Annotated in this window: 15 protein-coding genes and 1 pseudogene; 14 read left to right on the top strand and 2 right to left on the bottom strand. The window is 39.2% G+C overall.

What is annotated here, in order from left to right; all coding sequences use genetic code 11:
- Position 1: 1 nt before the first annotated feature.
- The 4 genes from A33Q_RS09650 (at position 2) to A33Q_RS09635 (ending at position 3,648) form a co-directional block, all read left to right on the top strand.
- Complete coding sequence (locus A33Q_RS09650) at positions 2–247, top strand: cytochrome C oxidase subunit IV family protein (protein ID WP_009034369.1); 246 nt, start codon at positions 2–4, stop codon at positions 245–247.
- Between the two features lie 74 nt (positions 248–321).
- Entirely contained in the window at positions 322–759 is a 438-nt protein-coding gene (locus A33Q_RS09645) for an RrF2 family transcriptional regulator (protein WP_009034368.1), read from the top strand.
- Positions 760–829: 70 nt separating this feature from the next.
- Positions 830–3,178 carry a nitric-oxide reductase large subunit gene (locus A33Q_RS09640; RefSeq protein ID WP_009034367.1) on the top strand — a complete coding sequence of 783 codons (2,349 nt, stop codon included), beginning with the start codon at positions 830–832 and terminating at the stop codon, positions 3,176–3,178.
- 20 nt (positions 3,179–3,198) lie between these two features.
- The gene (locus A33Q_RS09635; RefSeq protein ID WP_009034366.1) at positions 3,199–3,648 is read left to right on the top strand and encodes an OsmC family protein; all 450 of its coding nucleotides are present in this window, start codon (positions 3,199–3,201) and stop codon (positions 3,646–3,648) included.
- A gap of 50 nt (positions 3,649–3,698) precedes the next feature.
- On the opposite strand, the gene A33Q_RS09630 is transcribed toward A33Q_RS09635, so the two are convergent.
- Positions 3,699–4,421 carry an anaerobic ribonucleoside-triphosphate reductase activating protein gene (locus A33Q_RS09630; RefSeq protein ID WP_051394841.1) on the bottom strand — a complete coding sequence of 241 codons (723 nt, stop codon included), beginning with the start codon at positions 4,419–4,421 and terminating at the stop codon, positions 3,699–3,701.
- Positions 4,369–6,672 (bottom strand): annotated as a pseudogene (locus A33Q_RS09620) (ribonucleoside triphosphate reductase). Before A33Q_RS09620 ends, A33Q_RS09630 begins: the two are co-directional and overlap by 53 nt.
- A gap of 262 nt (positions 6,673–6,934) precedes the next feature.
- Here A33Q_RS09620 and A33Q_RS09615 point away from each other — a divergent pair.
- The 10 genes from A33Q_RS09615 to A33Q_RS09570 all read left to right on the top strand — a co-directional run bounded on the left by A33Q_RS09615 (position 6,935) and on the right by A33Q_RS09570 (position 17,026).
- On the top strand, positions 6,935–7,534 hold the full coding sequence (locus A33Q_RS09615) for a uracil-DNA glycosylase family protein (RefSeq protein WP_009034362.1): 600 nt from the start codon (positions 6,935–6,937) through the stop codon (positions 7,532–7,534).
- 98 nt (positions 7,535–7,632) lie between these two features.
- The gene (locus A33Q_RS09610) at positions 7,633–9,438 is read left to right on the top strand and encodes a hypothetical protein (protein ID WP_040490309.1); all 1,806 of its coding nucleotides are present in this window, start codon (positions 7,633–7,635) and stop codon (positions 9,436–9,438) included.
- Positions 9,439–9,825: 387 nt separating this feature from the next.
- Entirely contained in the window at positions 9,826–10,923 is a 1,098-nt protein-coding gene (locus A33Q_RS09605) for a hypothetical protein (protein WP_009034360.1), read from the top strand.
- A 17-nt stretch (positions 10,924–10,940) separates the two neighbouring features.
- Complete coding sequence (locus A33Q_RS09600) at positions 10,941–11,381, top strand: RrF2 family transcriptional regulator (protein WP_009034359.1); 441 nt, start codon at positions 10,941–10,943, stop codon at positions 11,379–11,381.
- 460 nt (positions 11,382–11,841) lie between these two features.
- Positions 11,842–12,675 carry a MotA/TolQ/ExbB proton channel family protein gene (locus tag A33Q_RS09595; protein ID WP_009034358.1) on the top strand — a complete coding sequence of 278 codons (834 nt, stop codon included), beginning with the start codon at positions 11,842–11,844 and terminating at the stop codon, positions 12,673–12,675.
- Positions 12,676–12,733: 58 nt separating this feature from the next.
- Positions 12,734–13,063 (top strand): hypothetical protein, encoded by a 330-nt coding sequence (locus A33Q_RS09590; protein ID WP_009034357.1) that lies wholly within the window; start codon positions 12,734–12,736, stop codon positions 13,061–13,063.
- The gene (locus A33Q_RS09585; protein WP_009034356.1) at positions 13,063–13,704 is read left to right on the top strand and encodes an ExbD/TolR family protein; all 642 of its coding nucleotides are present in this window, start codon (positions 13,063–13,065) and stop codon (positions 13,702–13,704) included. The genes A33Q_RS09590 and A33Q_RS09585 overlap by 1 nt, the downstream gene beginning before the upstream one ends.
- A gap of 1 nt (position 13,705) precedes the next feature.
- Positions 13,706–14,167 (top strand): ExbD/TolR family protein, encoded by a 462-nt coding sequence (locus tag A33Q_RS09580; protein WP_009034355.1) that lies wholly within the window; start codon positions 13,706–13,708, stop codon positions 14,165–14,167.
- Positions 14,168–14,238: 71 nt separating this feature from the next.
- Positions 14,239–15,561: an MFS transporter gene (locus A33Q_RS09575; RefSeq protein WP_009034354.1), complete on the top strand. Its 1,323-nt coding sequence runs from the start codon at positions 14,239–14,241 to the stop codon at positions 15,559–15,561.
- Positions 15,554–17,026 carry a bifunctional ADP-dependent NAD(P)H-hydrate dehydratase/NAD(P)H-hydrate epimerase gene (locus A33Q_RS09570; protein WP_009034353.1) on the top strand — a complete coding sequence of 491 codons (1,473 nt, stop codon included), beginning with the start codon at positions 15,554–15,556 and terminating at the stop codon, positions 17,024–17,026. The genes A33Q_RS09575 and A33Q_RS09570 overlap by 8 nt, the downstream gene beginning before the upstream one ends.
- Positions 17,027–17,128: the final 102 nt, after the last annotated feature.

Below are 17,128 nucleotides of genomic sequence, written 5' to 3'. Positions count from 1 at the left end.
GATGGAAAAGAAAAATTTATTAATACTCTTCATTTTGATTGGGATGACCCAAGTCTCTGCATTTCTTGGTGTTTTCAATCTTGGAGTTGTAAATTATTTGACTTGGCTGGTGATGGGTTTAGCTGCTGTTAAATTCTTCCTGGTTGCCTTTGTATTTATGGAATTGCGTAAGGCCCATTTCTTCTGGAAGTTTGCAACTGTCCTTATAGGATTGCTGGTGGTAGTGGTAGTTGGGTTTTGGGCTTAAAAACTTTCTCTTAAAATTTGATTGTCAAGAAAAAAATACTTTAATTTCAGAGTTAAAAGTCTTAATTAAAAAGTATGAAAGTATTATCCCAAACGAGTAAGTACGGCATAAGGGCTCTATTGTATATGGTGAGTAATCCAAGTACAGGAGAATATGTCAGTATTGGGGAAATAACAAAAGAATTGAATCTTTCCTTTCATTTTCTAACTAAGATATTTAGAGAGTTGACCAATAAAGGCATATTGTACTCTTATAGGGGACCTTCAGGAGGGATTGCATTGGCCAAACCATCAGATCAGATAATGCTTATAGACATTGTCTTGGCTTTGGAAGGAGAGGATTACTTTGACAATTGTCTTTTAGGTTTCCCTGGCTGTGGTGTAGAAAAGCCTTGTCCTGTCCACAATTTTTGGAAAGGCATCAAAGAGGACATAAAATCCCATCTCTGTAATACGAGCCTTGCCCAATTAGGAGAAAAGATACTTGCTGAAGAAGTACGGTTATTTGATTAAAAAAAATTTCCTGTTAATTAAGAATTAATACTCTTAAATATGAAATAAATCTACCTTAAACCATTAACCCATGAAACCGGATACTAAATTCCTGAATTACATCATGAAACAAAAGAACTGGTGGCTTCCTTTTATGGTCATCTTTGTCATCAGTATAGTAGGTATTTTGTTCATTGCCTATCAGACTTACGAGGAAGCGCCTCCTATTCCGCATTATGTAGATGAAAAGGGAGAAGAAATCATCACCCAAGAGCAAATATTGAGAGGACAGGAGGTTTTCCATCGCTATGCTTTGATGGAATATGGAAGTATGTTTGGTGACGGCGCATTAAGGGGTCCTGATTTTACAGCTCAGGCCTTGAATGAAAGAGCCAAATCCATGTTTCGTTTTTATCAGGAAAGCTTGAAAGAGAATGGAAGCAGGAGTGAGTTTGAGTCAGAGGGTATTTTAAGAAAAGTTCAAAAAGAAATTAAGGAAAATACATACGATGAGAATAACAATCAGGTTTACATTTCTTTCGCTCAGGTAGCTGCCATTCGGGATTTGGAGGGCTTTTATCAGGAGATGTTTCTCAATCCTGATTTTCATGAGGCATTTAAGCCAACTGGATATATTTCCGATCCCACAGAGATCAAGGATTTAAGTGCATTCTTTTTTTGGGGATCCTGGGTCTGTAGTGTAGAGCGACCTGGTGAAAAATACAGTTATACCCATAATTGGCCTTATGATGAATTTGCAGGAAATGTCGCTACGCCTTCCACTTTAATTTGGAGTATTGTGGGCCTTTTGGGGCTGGTATTGGGTTTGGGAATTGTTCTGTATTACTATGGACAATTTGAACAACTGAGTGAGGAGTATTATGCAAAAGGTGCATCAGAAATGGTCACTGAAGAAAAATTACAACAATACAAACCTACGCCGACCCAAAGAGCCACCTTTAAGTTTTTCTATGTTGCGGTAATCCTGTTTTTGATTCAGGTTTTGGCTGGAGTTCTGACTGTTCATGATTTTGTTGGGTTTACCAAATTCTTTGGTTGGGATATTCAGGAAGTATTACCTGTTACAATTTCAAGGAGCTGGCATGTTCAGTTATCTCTGTTTTGGATTTCAGCCTGTTGGGTTGGGATTTCCTTTTTTATCCTACCCTTGTTGGCAAAGAGTGAACCTAAAGGTCAGCTATTTTTGATCAATTTGCTCTTTGGGATATTTTTTGTCATGGTAGGCGGGTCTTTTGTGGGAATCTTCATGGGACCAATGGGGATGTTGGGGGATTATTCCCGTTGGTTAGGGCATCAAGGTTGGGAGTTTGTGGAATTAGGCAGACTATACCAATATTTCCTTTTGGCCATCTTTGCACTATGGGCGATTATTGTATATCGGGGGGTTAAAAACACCCTTAGACCTGGTATGCCCTGGGGCCTACCCAATTGGTTGGTGTATTCCATTGTCTGTATTTTACTTCTTTTATTATCGGGCTTTGTAGCGCGACCTGAAACCAATTTCGTCATTGCTGATTTTTGGAGATGGATGGTAGTGCATATGTGGGTGGAAGCATTCTTTGAAGTGTTCACCACGATAATAGTAGGCTACATGATGGTGATGATGGGTTTGGTCAACAGGCAAGCTGTCGTGAAAGTAGTGTATATCGCAGCCTTACTGTTTTTGGGTTCAGGGCTATTGGGGATTTCACATAATTTCTATTGGAATGCCAAACCTGTAGGAACGCTTGCTCTGGGAAGTGTATTTTCGACCTTACAGGTGGTTCCGCTGATTTTGTTAACCTTGGAGGCATGGAGGATGCAACGTATGCCTTACCTATTATCGACAAAGCAAAAAGAAAGACACCGATCCTCTCTATTTGCCATGCCTGGAGTATTCCTGTTTATCATTGGGGTTACTTTTTGGAATTTCTTTGGTGCAGGAGTCTTTGGTCTGATCATTAACCTTCCCATAGCCAATTATTATGAGCATGGAACTTACCTGACAGTCAATCATGGGCATGCAGCACTCATGGGGGTTTACGGTAATTTATCCATAGCAGCCATTCTTTTTGCTTTGAGATTTTTACTAAAGCCTGAAGCATGGAACACCCAATTAGTGAAAACGGCATTTTGGTCAATCAATATTGGACTTTTATTGATGGTGACTTTGGATTTATTCCCTGCAGGAATCCATCAACTTGTTGCAGTGATGGAGGAAGGGTATTGGTTTGCCAGGTCTCAGGAGTTTATCCAAAGTGTACCTTTTCAGGCAATGACCTGGTTAAGGATTGTAGGGGGAGCGGTTTTTTGTATCGGCGGCCTCTTTCCTCTGACCTGGTTTGTGTTGAAAAGTGCCAAGCATCTCAAACCAGCCTATGAAATGGAAAAGATTGATCATCACCTTGAGGAAGTAGAAGAAGAAATAGAAACAGTTTAAACCAATTAGAATTTTAATATATGTTTGAATCATTTACCTATGAAGTCAATGTCCATTGGCAAAATGGAAGAATCGGAAAGATGAGTTCTCCTGAACTTGAACATTCTTTTTCATGTGCTACGCCTCCCGAATTTCCGGAAGGTGTTCCGGGAATCTGGTCTCCTGAGCACCTGTTTACTGCAGCAGTCAACAGCTGTTTTATGACGACGTTTCTTGCCGTGGCAGATAATTACAAATTAAAATATGAACATTTCTCCAGTCAGGCATTTGGAAGGCTTTCCAGAGAGTCAGGCAAATGGATGATGACAGAAATAGTGCTTAAGCCCGAGTTGACCATTTGTACAGAGGAGTCTGAAAGTAAGGCGTTAAAAGTATTGGAAAAATCTGAAAATGCTTGTCTGATTTCTAACTCTATTAAGACCATGGTCATCATGGAACCTCAAATTTTGGCTTCAGAAATGTGTGTGTAAATCATGTGTTTTCGGTGAATGAAAGGGTGAGGTTCTTGACTTCACCTTTTTTAATTCCTCCAAATGGTTTTCACCGGAAAATCAATTTTCTCATGGGTATATACTTTCTTTATACTTTCCGGTAGCTTGGAAATGCTGCCTTTGTCTCCGACATAATGCTGAAGGTAGTAGTTGCCTTGGTATCCTTTTTCCTTAAGGAACTTGGTCATATTAAAAAGGTCTTCCTCACTGATTAGCCAGCTGTGGAGGGTGGTTCTGACTTCAAAATTGATGTTGCTGTACAGCAGGATATCCAGACTTTCTACAAATTCACCGTAAAGCTGGGAGGCTGTTATTTTCTGATAAGCTCCAGGCAGGGCTTTAAAGTCCAAAGCGACGTAATCTACCAGTTTCTCTGCGATGAGGTTTTCCAAAACGTGCGGTCTGCTGCCGTTGGTGTCGATCTTCACCTTCATGCCCAATTCTTTGATTTGATGGGCTAACCACAGGACATCCTGATGGAGGGTGCATTCCCCACCACTGAATACAACCGCATCCAGAAGATTTTTTCTTTTCTCCAAAAACTGAAGAATATCCCCATAGCTAAGTTTCCCTTTGCCTGCTACAATTTCAGGATTGTAACAGTATCCACAACGCATGTTACAGCCTGCAAACCAAAGGATGCAGGCCGTATGGTCAGGATAGTCCAATAATGTAAAAGGGGTAATGCTATAAATGGGTCTAGCAGTATCTGTCCTTTTCTTCTTTGAAATGTTCCCGTTGCTTGTGTTCACCTTTTTTTCCAATGTTAAAACTTTCTACTGGCCTGTGGTATCCCATTACCCGGGTATAGACCAAACATTTGGTTCTTTTATCCCTGTTGGCTTCCAGCCAGGTTTGGGTTTCAATTTTTTCAATTGTTGCTTCATTTGTTTGCATAACTTAAGAGGTTTTATGGTTAATTTGATCTAATAGAATTTCATCACATTTTGGGCAATATTCATGTTCACCATTCAGGTATCCATGTACAGGACAGATGCTGAATACAGGAGTTACCGTAATGTAAGGGAGTTTAAAATTGGAGAGGACCTTTTTGACCAGATTGCGACAAGCTTCCGGCGTGGAAAGTTTTTCCCGCATGTACAAGTGCAGGACGGTTCCCCCTGTATATTTACACTGTAATTCATCCTGAAGCATCAAGGCTTCAAATGGATCATCTGTGAAATCCACGGGTATTTGAGAACTGTTGGTATAATAGATGTTTTCGCCAGTCCCAGCCTGAATAATATCCACGAAGCGTTTACGGTCTTCTTTGGCAAAGCGATAAGTAGTACCTTCGGCCGGGGTGGCCTCCAGGTTGTAAAGGTTTCCAGTTTCTTCTTGGAATTCTTTCATCCTATTTCTGATGTATTCCAGAATTTCAGTGGCAAACTGCTGCCCAAAATCTCCTGTTATATCTTCATTTTCAAAAGTGAAATTCAATATCATTTCATTCATTCCATTGACTCCAATGGTGGAGAAGTGGTTTCTGAAATGTGGTAGGTACCTTTTGGTGTAAGGGTAAAGTCCTCGATCGTACATTTCCTGAATAAAATTTCTCTTTTTCTCCAAGGTAGATTTAGCAATGGCCATTAAGGTGTCCAGTCTGTCGTAAAGCCCTTGTTTGTTTCCCCTATAGATATATCCCAATCGGGCCATATTGATGGTGACTACTCCAATACTTCCGGTCATCTCTGCTGAGCCAAAAAGACCATTGCCCCGCTTCAATAGTTCCCGCAGGTCCAACTGTAGCCTACAACACATACTGCGGACCGCATTGGGCTTATAGGCTTCGGGGTTTTCTATTTTATTTCCATTTTCATCATACATGTATTGACTTCCAATAAAGTTTTGGAAGTAGGAAGAACCAATTTTGGCAGTATTCTCAAAAAGCAAGTCTGTATTTTCTCCATACCAATCAAAGTCCTCCGTGATGTTGACGGTTGGAATGGGGAAAGTAAATGGCTGACCATTGGCATCACCTTCTGTCATTACAGTGTAGTAGGCCTTATTGATCATGTTCATTTCCTTTTGAAAATACTTGTAGCTCAAATCTTCCAAGTTGTTTACGCCTCTACTTTTGGCGATTTCCAGTAGTTTTTCATCTTGGATAAATTTGAACAAATGAATGTCATTTTTAGTGGGTATCTGATCTTTTAAGTCCTCAGGAACTACCCAATCCAAAGTGATATTGGTAAATGGAGACTGTCCCCACCGGGCAGGTACATTGAGGTTGTAGACAAAAGAGCGAATGGCTTTTTCTACATCCTTCTGTGAAAGTTGGTCTTTGAAGACATAGGGCGCCAGGTAAGTATCAAATGAACTGAATGCCTGTGCTCCTGCCCATTCACTTTGGAGGATTCCAAGGAAATTGGCCATTTGACCAAGTGCCTCTCTGAAGTGGGAGGGAGGCTTGCTTTCCACCCTGCCTCTTACACCATTGAAACCTTCATTGAGCAAAACTCTCAAACTCCAACCTGCACAATATCCAGTCAGACAATCCAAGTCATGGATATGAATGTCTCCATTGCGGTGTGCATAACCTTCTTCCTTGCTATAAACCTTATCAAGCCAGTAATTGGCGATGATTTTTCCCGCTACATTATTGACAAGTCCTGCATTGGAGTAGGATGTATTGGCGTTGGCATTGATCCGCCAGTCGGTTTGATGGATGTATTCTTCAATAGTCTGCGTGCTGTCCACGTAGGTTGTGTCTTCGTTGAGTCCTGCCACATGCTCCCGTTGCATTTTGCGGGTATGCCTGTATAGCATAAAGGAGCGCATGACATCAAAATACCCGAATGCATACAGTTCCTTTTCGATGATATCCTGAATTTCCTCTACTGCCCAGGTCGTTTTGGATTGTAAATGGTGAAGGACTTTTTTAAAAGTGAGGGAATGATAGGGTTGATGCACACTCTGAAATGCCTTCATCAGGGCATCTTCTATTTTGAAAGGTTCAAATGGGGCGTATTCCCCGTTTCTTTTGATGACAAATTGATTCATATTTATGCTAAAGGTTATGGTGTTATAAATTAAAATCATCTCCAATGTAGGGAATCGGGCAGCTTTGCAAGCGGGGAATTGTCATGAGTTGAAATGACTTAAATCAGGGAAAAAATCAGGCTGGAAATTTGGGTGAAACCTAAAAAAAAGATAATTTTGTCCTCTAAATTTGAATCATATTTTTAAGATGAAAGGCAGTTTGAAAGTTTAAAAAAAGATAAAAGTCTGAATTTTTATATGTTTATGTATTGCAAAAAAAGCTATGCTGGAAAGATTGTTAAAGGAAATCAGTAATTGTGAAATCTGTAAAGAAAAACTGCCGTTTGCTCCAAGGCCTGTTTTACATATTTCCTCCGAAAGTAAAATTCTGATAATAGGCCAGGCACCTGGGACAAAGGTACATGCATCGGGGATTCCTTGGGATGATCAAAGTGGTAAAGAACTCAGGAGATGGCTGGGAGTGGATAAGGAGACCTTTTATGACACATCGGTTTTTGGAATTATGCCGATGGGGTTTTGCTATCCAGGAAAGGGGAAAGGTGGGGATTTGCCTCCTAGGCCAGAGTGTGCTCCTGCCTGGCATCGATCTGTTTTGAATTACCTTCCTCAAGTAAAACTGACTTTTTTGATCGGGCAATATGCTCAAAAGTATTATATCGGTTCAGAGGTAAAGAATAACCTTACCGAAACTGTCAGAAACTTCCATGACTACCTACCGGATTTTTTTCCTTTAGTTCATCCTTCTCCCAGAAATAAAATTTGGCAAAAAAGAAATCCTTGGTTTGAAGAAAATGTGGTTCCTGAGCTTAGGGAGGTTGTGCTAAGAATAATAGGAGAGGAGTTTATAAAAGGCGAATCCTGATCAAAATCATATTTTTTAGACTTCATCAAATTACAGTTTGAGAATTGGGTCAGGTACCTTTGGAGGAAATTTCAGTTACCTATATTATAAAAATTCCAATGACCACAAATCACGCATTTCATATCCCAGTAATGGGATTAGGCTTCACAGTCGACTCTCCTTTAAAGGTAGCCAAATTTGGTATCAGCTCTGTAGTTTCTATTATGGATGACCATTTGCTGGAAGACATGAGACGGCTCCATTCCAGAAAAAGAAATATTCCTTATATACCAATAGAACCCAATACTCCAGATTACAGAGCCGAGCGGATTAAAAGTTATCTTAATCTTTTGCACGGTATAGTATCGAGACAAATCAATGAGGTCAAATCTCAGGCATTCAGTCCAGGTAGTGTGTTGTTTAAGTATTTTGAATTGCTTCACCCTCAGAATTCTCTTTATTTAAAATTCAAAAAATACTTGAGTATCCCTGAATCTATTGAAAAATCGGAACTGGAACGAGAATTAATCGAAGCTGTAAGACCTGGGGACATAGATGTCAACATCATGACTAAAGTGGATAAAATAAACTTCGATAAGGAAGGGAATGAATTGCCTAGAACTTATTCGGACGCCTTGTCTGCATTGCGTGGATTTGCTCAATCTTCACTTCAAAGTTCTGTTGTATTTTCTGCAGGCATGAACCCAGCCCTTTACAGCTATATAGAAGAGTTCGATGACTTTTTCCCTGATAGTCAGGGGAGGTTGAAAAAGAAGATTATTTTGAAAGTTTCTGATTATCGTTCTGCGATGATACAAGGAAGGTTTTTAGCGAAAAAAGGAATATGGATTTCAGAGTTTAGAATTGAATCCGGCCTCAATTGTGGAGGTCATGCATTTGCTACAGAAGGGGTGCTTATTGGTCCTATATTGGAGGAGTTTAAAAAAGAGAAGGCAAACCTTACCCAGATGTTGTTTTCTTCTTGTCAACAAGCACTTGAGACCAAAGGGAAAAATCCACTTCCAGAGAATTTTATTCCTAAAATCACTTATCAAGGTGGAATAGGTACTTCGGAAGAAAATGAATTTTTGATGACTTATTACCAACTCGATGGAACAGGTTGGGGAAGTCCGTTTTTGCTTGTTCCGGAGGCTACCTCAGTGGATAAGGACACCTTAGATAGGTTGATTCAGGCCAAGAACTCCGATTATTACCTCAGCCATGCTTCTCCTCTGGGGGTTCCTTTCAATAACCTCCGAATCAGTAGTGGAGAGGATCAAAGGAAAATGAGGATCGCTAAAAACAGACCTGGAAGTCCGTGTTACAAAAAGTTTTTAACCTTCAGTACGGAGTTTACAGAAAAGGCTATTTGTACGGCTTCACGACAATATCAGGATCTTAAAATCAAGCAATTTAACGCTGGAAATACCAGCAAAGCAGCGCTGGATGAAGTCTTGGAAAAAGATTGTCTATGTGAAGGTTTAAGTGCCCCTGCGATTTTAAATGAAGGAGGAACACCTAAAAGAAACCTAAAAGCGGTGACCATTTGTCCTGGACCAAATCTGGCTTATTTCAAAGGTGTTTTCACTTTAAGTGAAATGGTGGGCCATATTTACGGAAGGCTTCAACTGAAGGTCCAGGCGGAAAGGCCTCATGTTTTTGTAAAAGAGCTCCAATTGTATTTTGAGTATCTGAAAAAAGATATTCAAAAAAATCTACCCGATCCAAGCAAAAAATACGAGGCATACGTAGAGAAATTCAAATCAAACCTTTTGGGTGGGATTGAATATTATCAAAATTTGGAGTTGCAATTTTCAGAAGAAGCTGGAAATGTTAAGAATCAGTTTTTTCAACAACTGGATCAAATGAAAGAGGAATTAAATGGCTTGAATTTCTTCAAAAATGAGAAGGTATTGTCCATGTGATTTTCAAATATATGTATATCCGGAATTAGACCAGTAACCTATTTAATGTGGGGCTTGAATCAACCAGGCCCAGAGTCTTCGGGGTTGGTTACTCATTGATAACTTTTCCCGGTTTATCGGGATTGGATAGAAATCGTAGGCTTATTCTATTGTGAAAATTCCACTGGTTATAGAACGGATGATTATGTTCAAAGAGAATCTTAGAATAATAGATTATGTCAGATGACTTTATTTAAAAGGTGAAATTGTAAACGAAAATAATAAAGGATAAAATTGTCCTATAATATTTTTCTTTTACCTTTGTAATAAAGAAACAAAAATGAGGGAGTTCTTGCTCCCTTTTCTTACAATACAATAAAGGATAAAAAAGTCCTTAAATTGCTTACCATGAAAATAATTAAGCCTAACTATATTTTACCTCTGGTTCTATTGGCCTTACTGATGGGTATTTCCGGAGGATCGGTTAGGTTGGGGGATTTATCTTGGGTTGTTCCTGGCGCTGCCGCTCAGCATGGTTTGTTGATGGTAGGGGGGTTTTTGGGCACCTTGATTTCCTTAGAAAGAGCAATGGTCATGAAGCATAAAGGTTGGTTGGTTGTTCCTCTCCTGAGTGGGTTGTCTGTTCCGGTAATGTTGTGGATGGGCAATCCCACTCTCGGAGGTATAATGCTACTAATGGCCAGCATTGGACTGGTATTGATCATGTACTTTCAGAGTTTCCAACACCAGGTTTTGGAACAATATGTAATTTCATTAGGTGCTGTTTGTTGGTTGTTGGGCAATGCGATGGTACTGAAAACTGGATTTATACCTGCTGGGGTGTCTTGGTGGATCGGGTTTATATTATTGACTATAGTAGGAGAGCGGCTTGAACTTAGCAAGTTTTTACCTACTCCTCAATGGGCCAAAGTAATTTTATTAGCGCTGATATTTATTTTCTTCGTCAGTTTGCTCCTGCCTTTCCATGGATATGGAGCCCTTTTGCTGGGAATGTCGATGGTTTTAGCTGCATTGTGGCTATTTGCTTTTGATATGGCCAAAGTGGCAGCTAAAAAGGTGGGACAGTTTCGTTATATAGGAATAGGTTTGAGGTTTGGTTATATTTGGTTAGGACTGAGCGGATTGATTCTGAGTTTCTTTTCGCACAGTCCTTTTCATTATGACTTGTTTGTTCATAGTTTCTTTTTAGGTTTTACATTTTCTATGATTTGGGCACATGCCCCCATTATTTTACCTGTCGTATTAAATATTAAAGAGAAGCCCTATCATCCTATATTATGGTTTGGGTGGATTGTATTCCAAATGAGTTTAATAGGGAGGATTGTATTCAGTGCTTTGGAAATTCAAATAGGGAGGACCATGTTTGGTCTGATTAACGGCTACAGTATTTTGGCAATGTTTGCCTTGATGGCTTTGATTGTGCTTATCAAAAGCTTAAAGAAAAGGTCTAATTTTATTATTAAGACATTTTTATCCTTAATTTAGCTTCAAATCTATTTTATATGTTTTCAAAAGCTTGCCAATATGGCATCAAATCCGTCATTTATATCTGGAAACAAAGTCTTCTAGGGAATAAGGTAGGAGCAAAAGAAATTGCCGAACACGTAGATGCCCCTGAACCCTTCACAGCTAAAATCTTGCAGGAATTGGTAAGAAAGAAGATCATTGGATCACAAAAAGGGCCAACAGGAGGGTTTTATGCGGATGGAGCCCACGAAAGTTTTACATTAAGAGATTTGGTTGAAGTAATTGATGGGGATGGATTGTTTAAAGGATGCAGTCTAGGATTGAAAGAGTGTTCTGAAACCAACCCATGCCCTCTACACCATGAAATAAAGAAGGTCAGAACACATGTAGTGGATATGTTGACCAAAAAGTCTCTCAAGCAATTGGCCCAGGAGGTGGAAAGAGGGGAAACAGTATTGGCAAGATTTGATTTTTAATCTCCAACTAAAAGTCCTGGTATCTTCAAAAGCTATTCTTTTCAAATATTTTCCAGTCACAAGGCATATTATCCGTATTACACAATTTGCCTAGAGCTTTACTGGATGTTTACTATCCTTGAAGGCTCAGAGATTATTGCGGAATAATCCTGAAGGTCAAATCAAACCGTGTTTTTGACTTGTTTTGAAATTGAGAATGAGATTAAGGAGTTTTGGTGATAAAGGAGCATATATTAGTATAAGTGCTTTTTATTTACCCATTTATATATTTTATATAATCAGTTCATATTCCATAATTTAGCTTGCAAATGAAAACTGCAAGCGGGTAAGAATCACCCGAAATAAAAAAAATATGAATATTTCCTTTGCAATTTGAACCGAAAAAATGATAACTTTAAAATCTCAATATTAATTTAGAAACCGTTTAACCTTTATTTAAATTCTATTTAAAATCTACATTATGAAAAAGTTAATCGCTTTGTTCATGCTTGCCGGATTCCTATTCTCTCCGGTGATTACGAAAGCTCAGGACGCAGATGAATCTGCAGAAGAAACCACTGAAGAAGTTGTGGACCAAGATGAAGCAGAAGAGGAAGCTGCTCCCGCTCCAGCACCCGCTGCCCCGGCAGTAGTTGACGATGAAATCATCGACGAGGAGAAAGGATTCCACCAAATTATCAAAGAAAAGTTCATTGAAGGTGATCCAACCTTTATGTCTCCGGTATTGATCTGTTTGATCTTAGGTCTAGCCGTAGCATTGGAAAGAATCATTACCTTGAACCTTTCTACTACAAACACCAAAAAACTTTTAGCGCAAGTTGAAGAAGCATTACAACAAGGTGGTGTAGAGGCGGCAAAAGACGTCACTAAAAACACTAGAGGCCCAGTTGCATCTATCTTTACACAAGGATTGATGAGATACACTGAAGGTATCGAAATGGTAGAAAAGTCAATTATTGCTTACGGATCTGTGGAAATGGGTCGTTTGGAAAAAGGGCTAGTTTGGATATCACTATTCATTTCATTGGCTCCAATGCTTGGATTCATGGGTACTGTAATCGGTATGATCGGTGCATTTGATGCGATTGAAGCAGCTGGAGATATCTCTCCTTCTCTTGTGGCAGGTGGTATTAAAATTGCCCTTTTGACTACAGTAGCTGGTTTGATAGTTGCTATTATCCTTCAGTTGTTCTACAACTACTGTGTCGCTAAAATTGACTCTTTGGTTAATGATATGGAAGATGCTTCCATCACTTTGGTAGACATGCTTGTTAAGCACAAATTGACTAAATAATTTCTAGGGAGTTTTTACTCAGATTGGAATTATTCAATTAACTAAAGAAAAATTAATTATGGATTCTATAGACATCTTTTTATTCGTAGCAGAGGGATTGATCATCATCGGTGCAATCTTGGCGATTTTGATGCCATTAATCAAATCGCTAGGAGATCCGGGAAGTTTGGTCAAAACCGGTGCGGCGGTAGTAGCACTTGGTGTCGTCTTCTTTATTATGTATTCAATTGCAGATAATGAAGTAATTCCAAGATTTGCTGCAGACCCGTTTAATTTGACTCCTGGACTTTCTAAGTTTGTGGGAGGTGCACTTCTGACAACGTACACATTATTCTTTGTGGCCTTGTTGGGAATAATATTTACTGAAATCAATAAAGCAATCAAGTAATGGCAAGGAAAAAAGGTAGAATGAGTCAGGAAGTGAATGCAGGATCCATGGCGGATATTGCTTTCCTGTTGCTTATATTCTTCTTGGTAACCACTACAATTGCCTCTGATAAGGGTATCCTTAACTTCCTGCCTCCAAAGCAGGATCCAAACCAGCCACCACCTGAAATTTTATTGAACGAGAGAAATATTTTCAATATTCTCGTGAATGCGAATGACCAGCTTTTGGTAGAAGGTGAGTACATGGACAATACCAATACCCTTGCAGAGGAAGTTAAAAAGTTTCTCCTCAACTTCGGTGCTCCCGATGAGGAAGCAGTAGCATTATTCAACAGCTTACCCGCTTCCCTTCGTGAAAAAGCCCAAAGAGACCCTTCATCTTCTGATCACCCCATGTCAGGCGGTGCAGTAGTATCCATCAAAACTAATAGAGGTACCTCTTATGAGACCTACCTTGAGGTGCTGGATCAAGTGAAAAGGGCTTACTTTGAAATCTATGCTGAGCGTGTTGGTCTTACAGCAGATCAGTACAGAGCATTGACCGGAAGAAATCCTGCAGAAAAAGAATTGCAGGATAGAGGAAAAGAAGGTATACCAATGGCAATTTCAATTGCAGAACCAGATAAAATAGGAGGAAATTGATATGTCAAAGTTTAAGAAAAAAACAGGTACTTCTGAAAATATCCCAACTTCTGCACTACCGGATATTATCTTTATGTTGCTTTTCTTCTTTATGGTGACTACCGTATTGAGAGAGCAGGAGATTTTGGTTGAACAAAAAATCCCGCAAGCTACTCAGCTTCAAAAATTGGAAAAGAAATCCCTTATTTCTTACCTTTATGTGGGGAAACCGAAAAACACAGCTCTTTATGGTTCGGAACCAAGAATTCAAGCAAATGACGTGTTGATAACTACCAATGATATCGTTCTTTGGGTTAACCAAGAAAAAGATCAATTGTCGGAAGTGGAAAGGGATCAGATAACCATCTCTATGAAAGCTGACCGGGATGTGAAAATGGGACCAATCTCTGATGTCCAATTTGAGCTCCGTGAGGCTGACGCAAGAAAACTGCTCTATGCAGCAGTAGGTAGAGTGCAAAATTAAGATTCTACAAAATATTTATATTAAAAAGCTATTCCTGATGGGATAGCTTTTTTACTTTCAGAACCACGCACATGAAAGCAACTTGGTCAAAAAATAAGGTCCAAAATGCCTGGGCTATGTATGATTGGGCAAATTCAGTTTATAGCCTTGTCATTACCTCGACAATTTTCCCTGTCTATTTCAATAGTGTCACCAAATCCGAGGATAAAGGAGATTTGGTTTCGTTTTTTGGTTTTGAGATTGTCAATACAGTGCTTTACTCTTACTCTATATCTTTTTCTTTTCTGGTAATTGCATTTATTTCTCCTTTCCTTTCGGGGATAGCAGATACTGGAGGTAAGAAACTTACATTTATGAAAATATTTGCCTATCTCGGGTCGGTTTCCTGTGTAGGTCTTTTCTTTTTTGATGGGGATAATCTTGAATACGGAATTATTTGTGCCATTCTTGCAAGTATTGGATATGCAGGAAGCATTGTTTTTTACAACGCCTTTTTGCCTGAAATTTCCAAGGAAGAAGAATACGATTTTCTAAGTGCAAGAGGGTTTGCCCTAGGGTATATCGGAAGTGTGATATTGTTGGTTCTGAATCTACTGATGATTGAATTTCCCAATATGTTTGGCTTCCGTGATGGTGGACAGGCCGCGAGGTGGTCCTTTTTAATTACGGGGATCTGGTGGGCTGGATTTTCTCAAATTCCATTTAAATATCTTCCAGATAATCCTTACAATAAAAAAGTAGAAAGAGCCCTGCTCTTGAAAGGATATCAGGAAATCAGAAAAGTTTTTCAGATAGTTAGGGATAAGCCAGTGATGAATAGGTTTCTTGCAGCTTTTCTCTTTTATAGCATGGGAGTTCAGACTGTGATGTATTTGGCAGCTACTTTTGGGGACAAAGAACTGGGCCTACCAGGTGATAAATTGATCATAACTATTTTGATTATTCAATTAGTTGCGATTATAGGAAGTTATTTGTTTGCCTTTTTGTCAAAAAAATATGGGAATAAGAGTTCCTTGGTTATTATGGTATTTGTATGGGTATTGATTTGCGGAGGAGCATATTATGTTATAAATGAGTTTCAATTCTATGCTTTGGCTTTTGTAGTAGGTATGGTAATGGGAGGGATACAGTCACTTTCCCGTTCTACATACAGTAAATTGATTCCAGAGGATACGACTGACCATGCTTCTTTCTTCAGTTTTTATGACGTAACGGAGAAAATAGCCATAGTATTAGGTACCTTTTCCTATGGCTTCATTGAACAGCTTACTGGAAGTATGAGGAATAGCTCCCTTGCATTAGGTTTGTTCTTTATTGTGGGACTGGGCTTTTTATTATTAGTCAGGATCCCCAAACAGGATTTTCACAAAATAATCGAAATTAAAAATGCTTAGTATTTTATCTGGAAATCAAGTAGCAAAATTAGATAAGGCTTATATCCAATCTGAGAATATCAGTTCATGGGAATTGATGGAAAGAGCGGCTTTGAGTTTTGTAAGGGATTTTTTCAAAAGGTTTCAGAATAGCAAAAAGAAAATATTTGTTTTTGTTGGACCGGGTAATAATGGGGGTGATGGTCTTGCTATTGCCAGGTTGATAGCAGATCGGGGTTATAAGGTATCAGTTATTACTTTTTCGGAAAAGGAAAAATGCAGCAAGGATTATGTCATTAATTTTGAGAAACTTCCTGAAAATACAGGTGTCATTCTGGAAAAGGATTTCAATTATGAATTGGCAGAGGATGGGATTGTAATTGATGCATTATTTGGTGTGGGAATAAACAGACCTTTAGAAGGTGTTTTCTTAAAGGCGGTAAAAAGGTTGAATGAGCTTCATGCAAATAAAATAGCGGTTGATATCCCATCTGGATTGCCGGCTGACGAGTTGGTGGAAGGAGAGGCTTTCCTCGCTGAATTGACGGTAAGCTTTCAATTCCCGAAATTTTCTTTGCTCTTTCCTGAGCATGCTAAGTATATAGGGGAATTGTTGGTAGCTTCTATTGGTATACCTGAGGATTTCCTGATGAAATTTGAAAGGCGAAGATTTTTCATGCAGGAAAGCGACATGCTTCCTAGGCATAAAAAATTTCACGCATTTAGCCATAAGGGTGATTTTGGAAGGATTTTATTGATTGGAGGTAGACGAGGAAAGGCTGGTGCGATCATACTTAGTGCTAGGGCTGCTTTACGTACTGGATCCGGTTTGGTGCATGTATGGGCAGATGATAGTGCTGTCATACCCTTGCACAACAACTGTATTGAGGCCATGTATTTGGATGGGGAAAAGCTGGTGTCAATGGATGATTTTGACGCTTTGGGAATAGGGCCAGGCTTGGGTCAAGTTGATGTTTCTGAACTTGAAGGAATATTGAAGTCCTTTAGGAAGCCTCTTGTATTGGATGCTGATGCACTAAATTTACTTTCTGAGAATCCACAACTTTGGGCAAATCTTCCGGAAAACAGCATTCTTACACCTCATCTTAAAGAATTTGAGAGAATCAGTGGGAAAGCTAAAAACCAGATGGAAAGACTGGAAAAGGCTAGAAGTCTTGCGAGTGACAATAAAGTATATCTTGTTTTGAAAGGTGCGTTTACGTGTGTTTCTGCTCCTGATGGAACTCAATATTTTAATTCTACGGGAAATAAGCATATGGCTACTGCTGGCTCGGGAGATGTGCTTACAGGGATGCTTACTGCTATGCTTGGTCAAGGATATTCTCCGTTGGATGCCTGTCTTTGCGCGGTCTTTCATCATGGTTTGGCTGGACAAGTTGCATCGAAGACCAAAGGAAGAGGCACTATTGCCTCTGATATCATAGAGAGTATTCCTCAAACTTTTTTGGATTTGGGGATTGATTGAATATTTGAACAATGGCTTCGTTTATTCAAAAGTTCTGACAAATAATTTAACCCTTAGAACTTAATTTTTTCACAATGGGTTGTTAAGAAGAATTTTGTAAAA

Origin of the sequence: Indibacter alkaliphilus LW1, from assembly GCF_000295935.2 — a bacterium.
In the GTDB taxonomy this organism is placed as follows: Bacteria; Bacteroidota; Bacteroidia; order Cytophagales; family Cyclobacteriaceae; genus Indibacter; species Indibacter alkaliphilus.
This window is presented reverse-complemented; position numbering and strand designations above follow the sequence as displayed.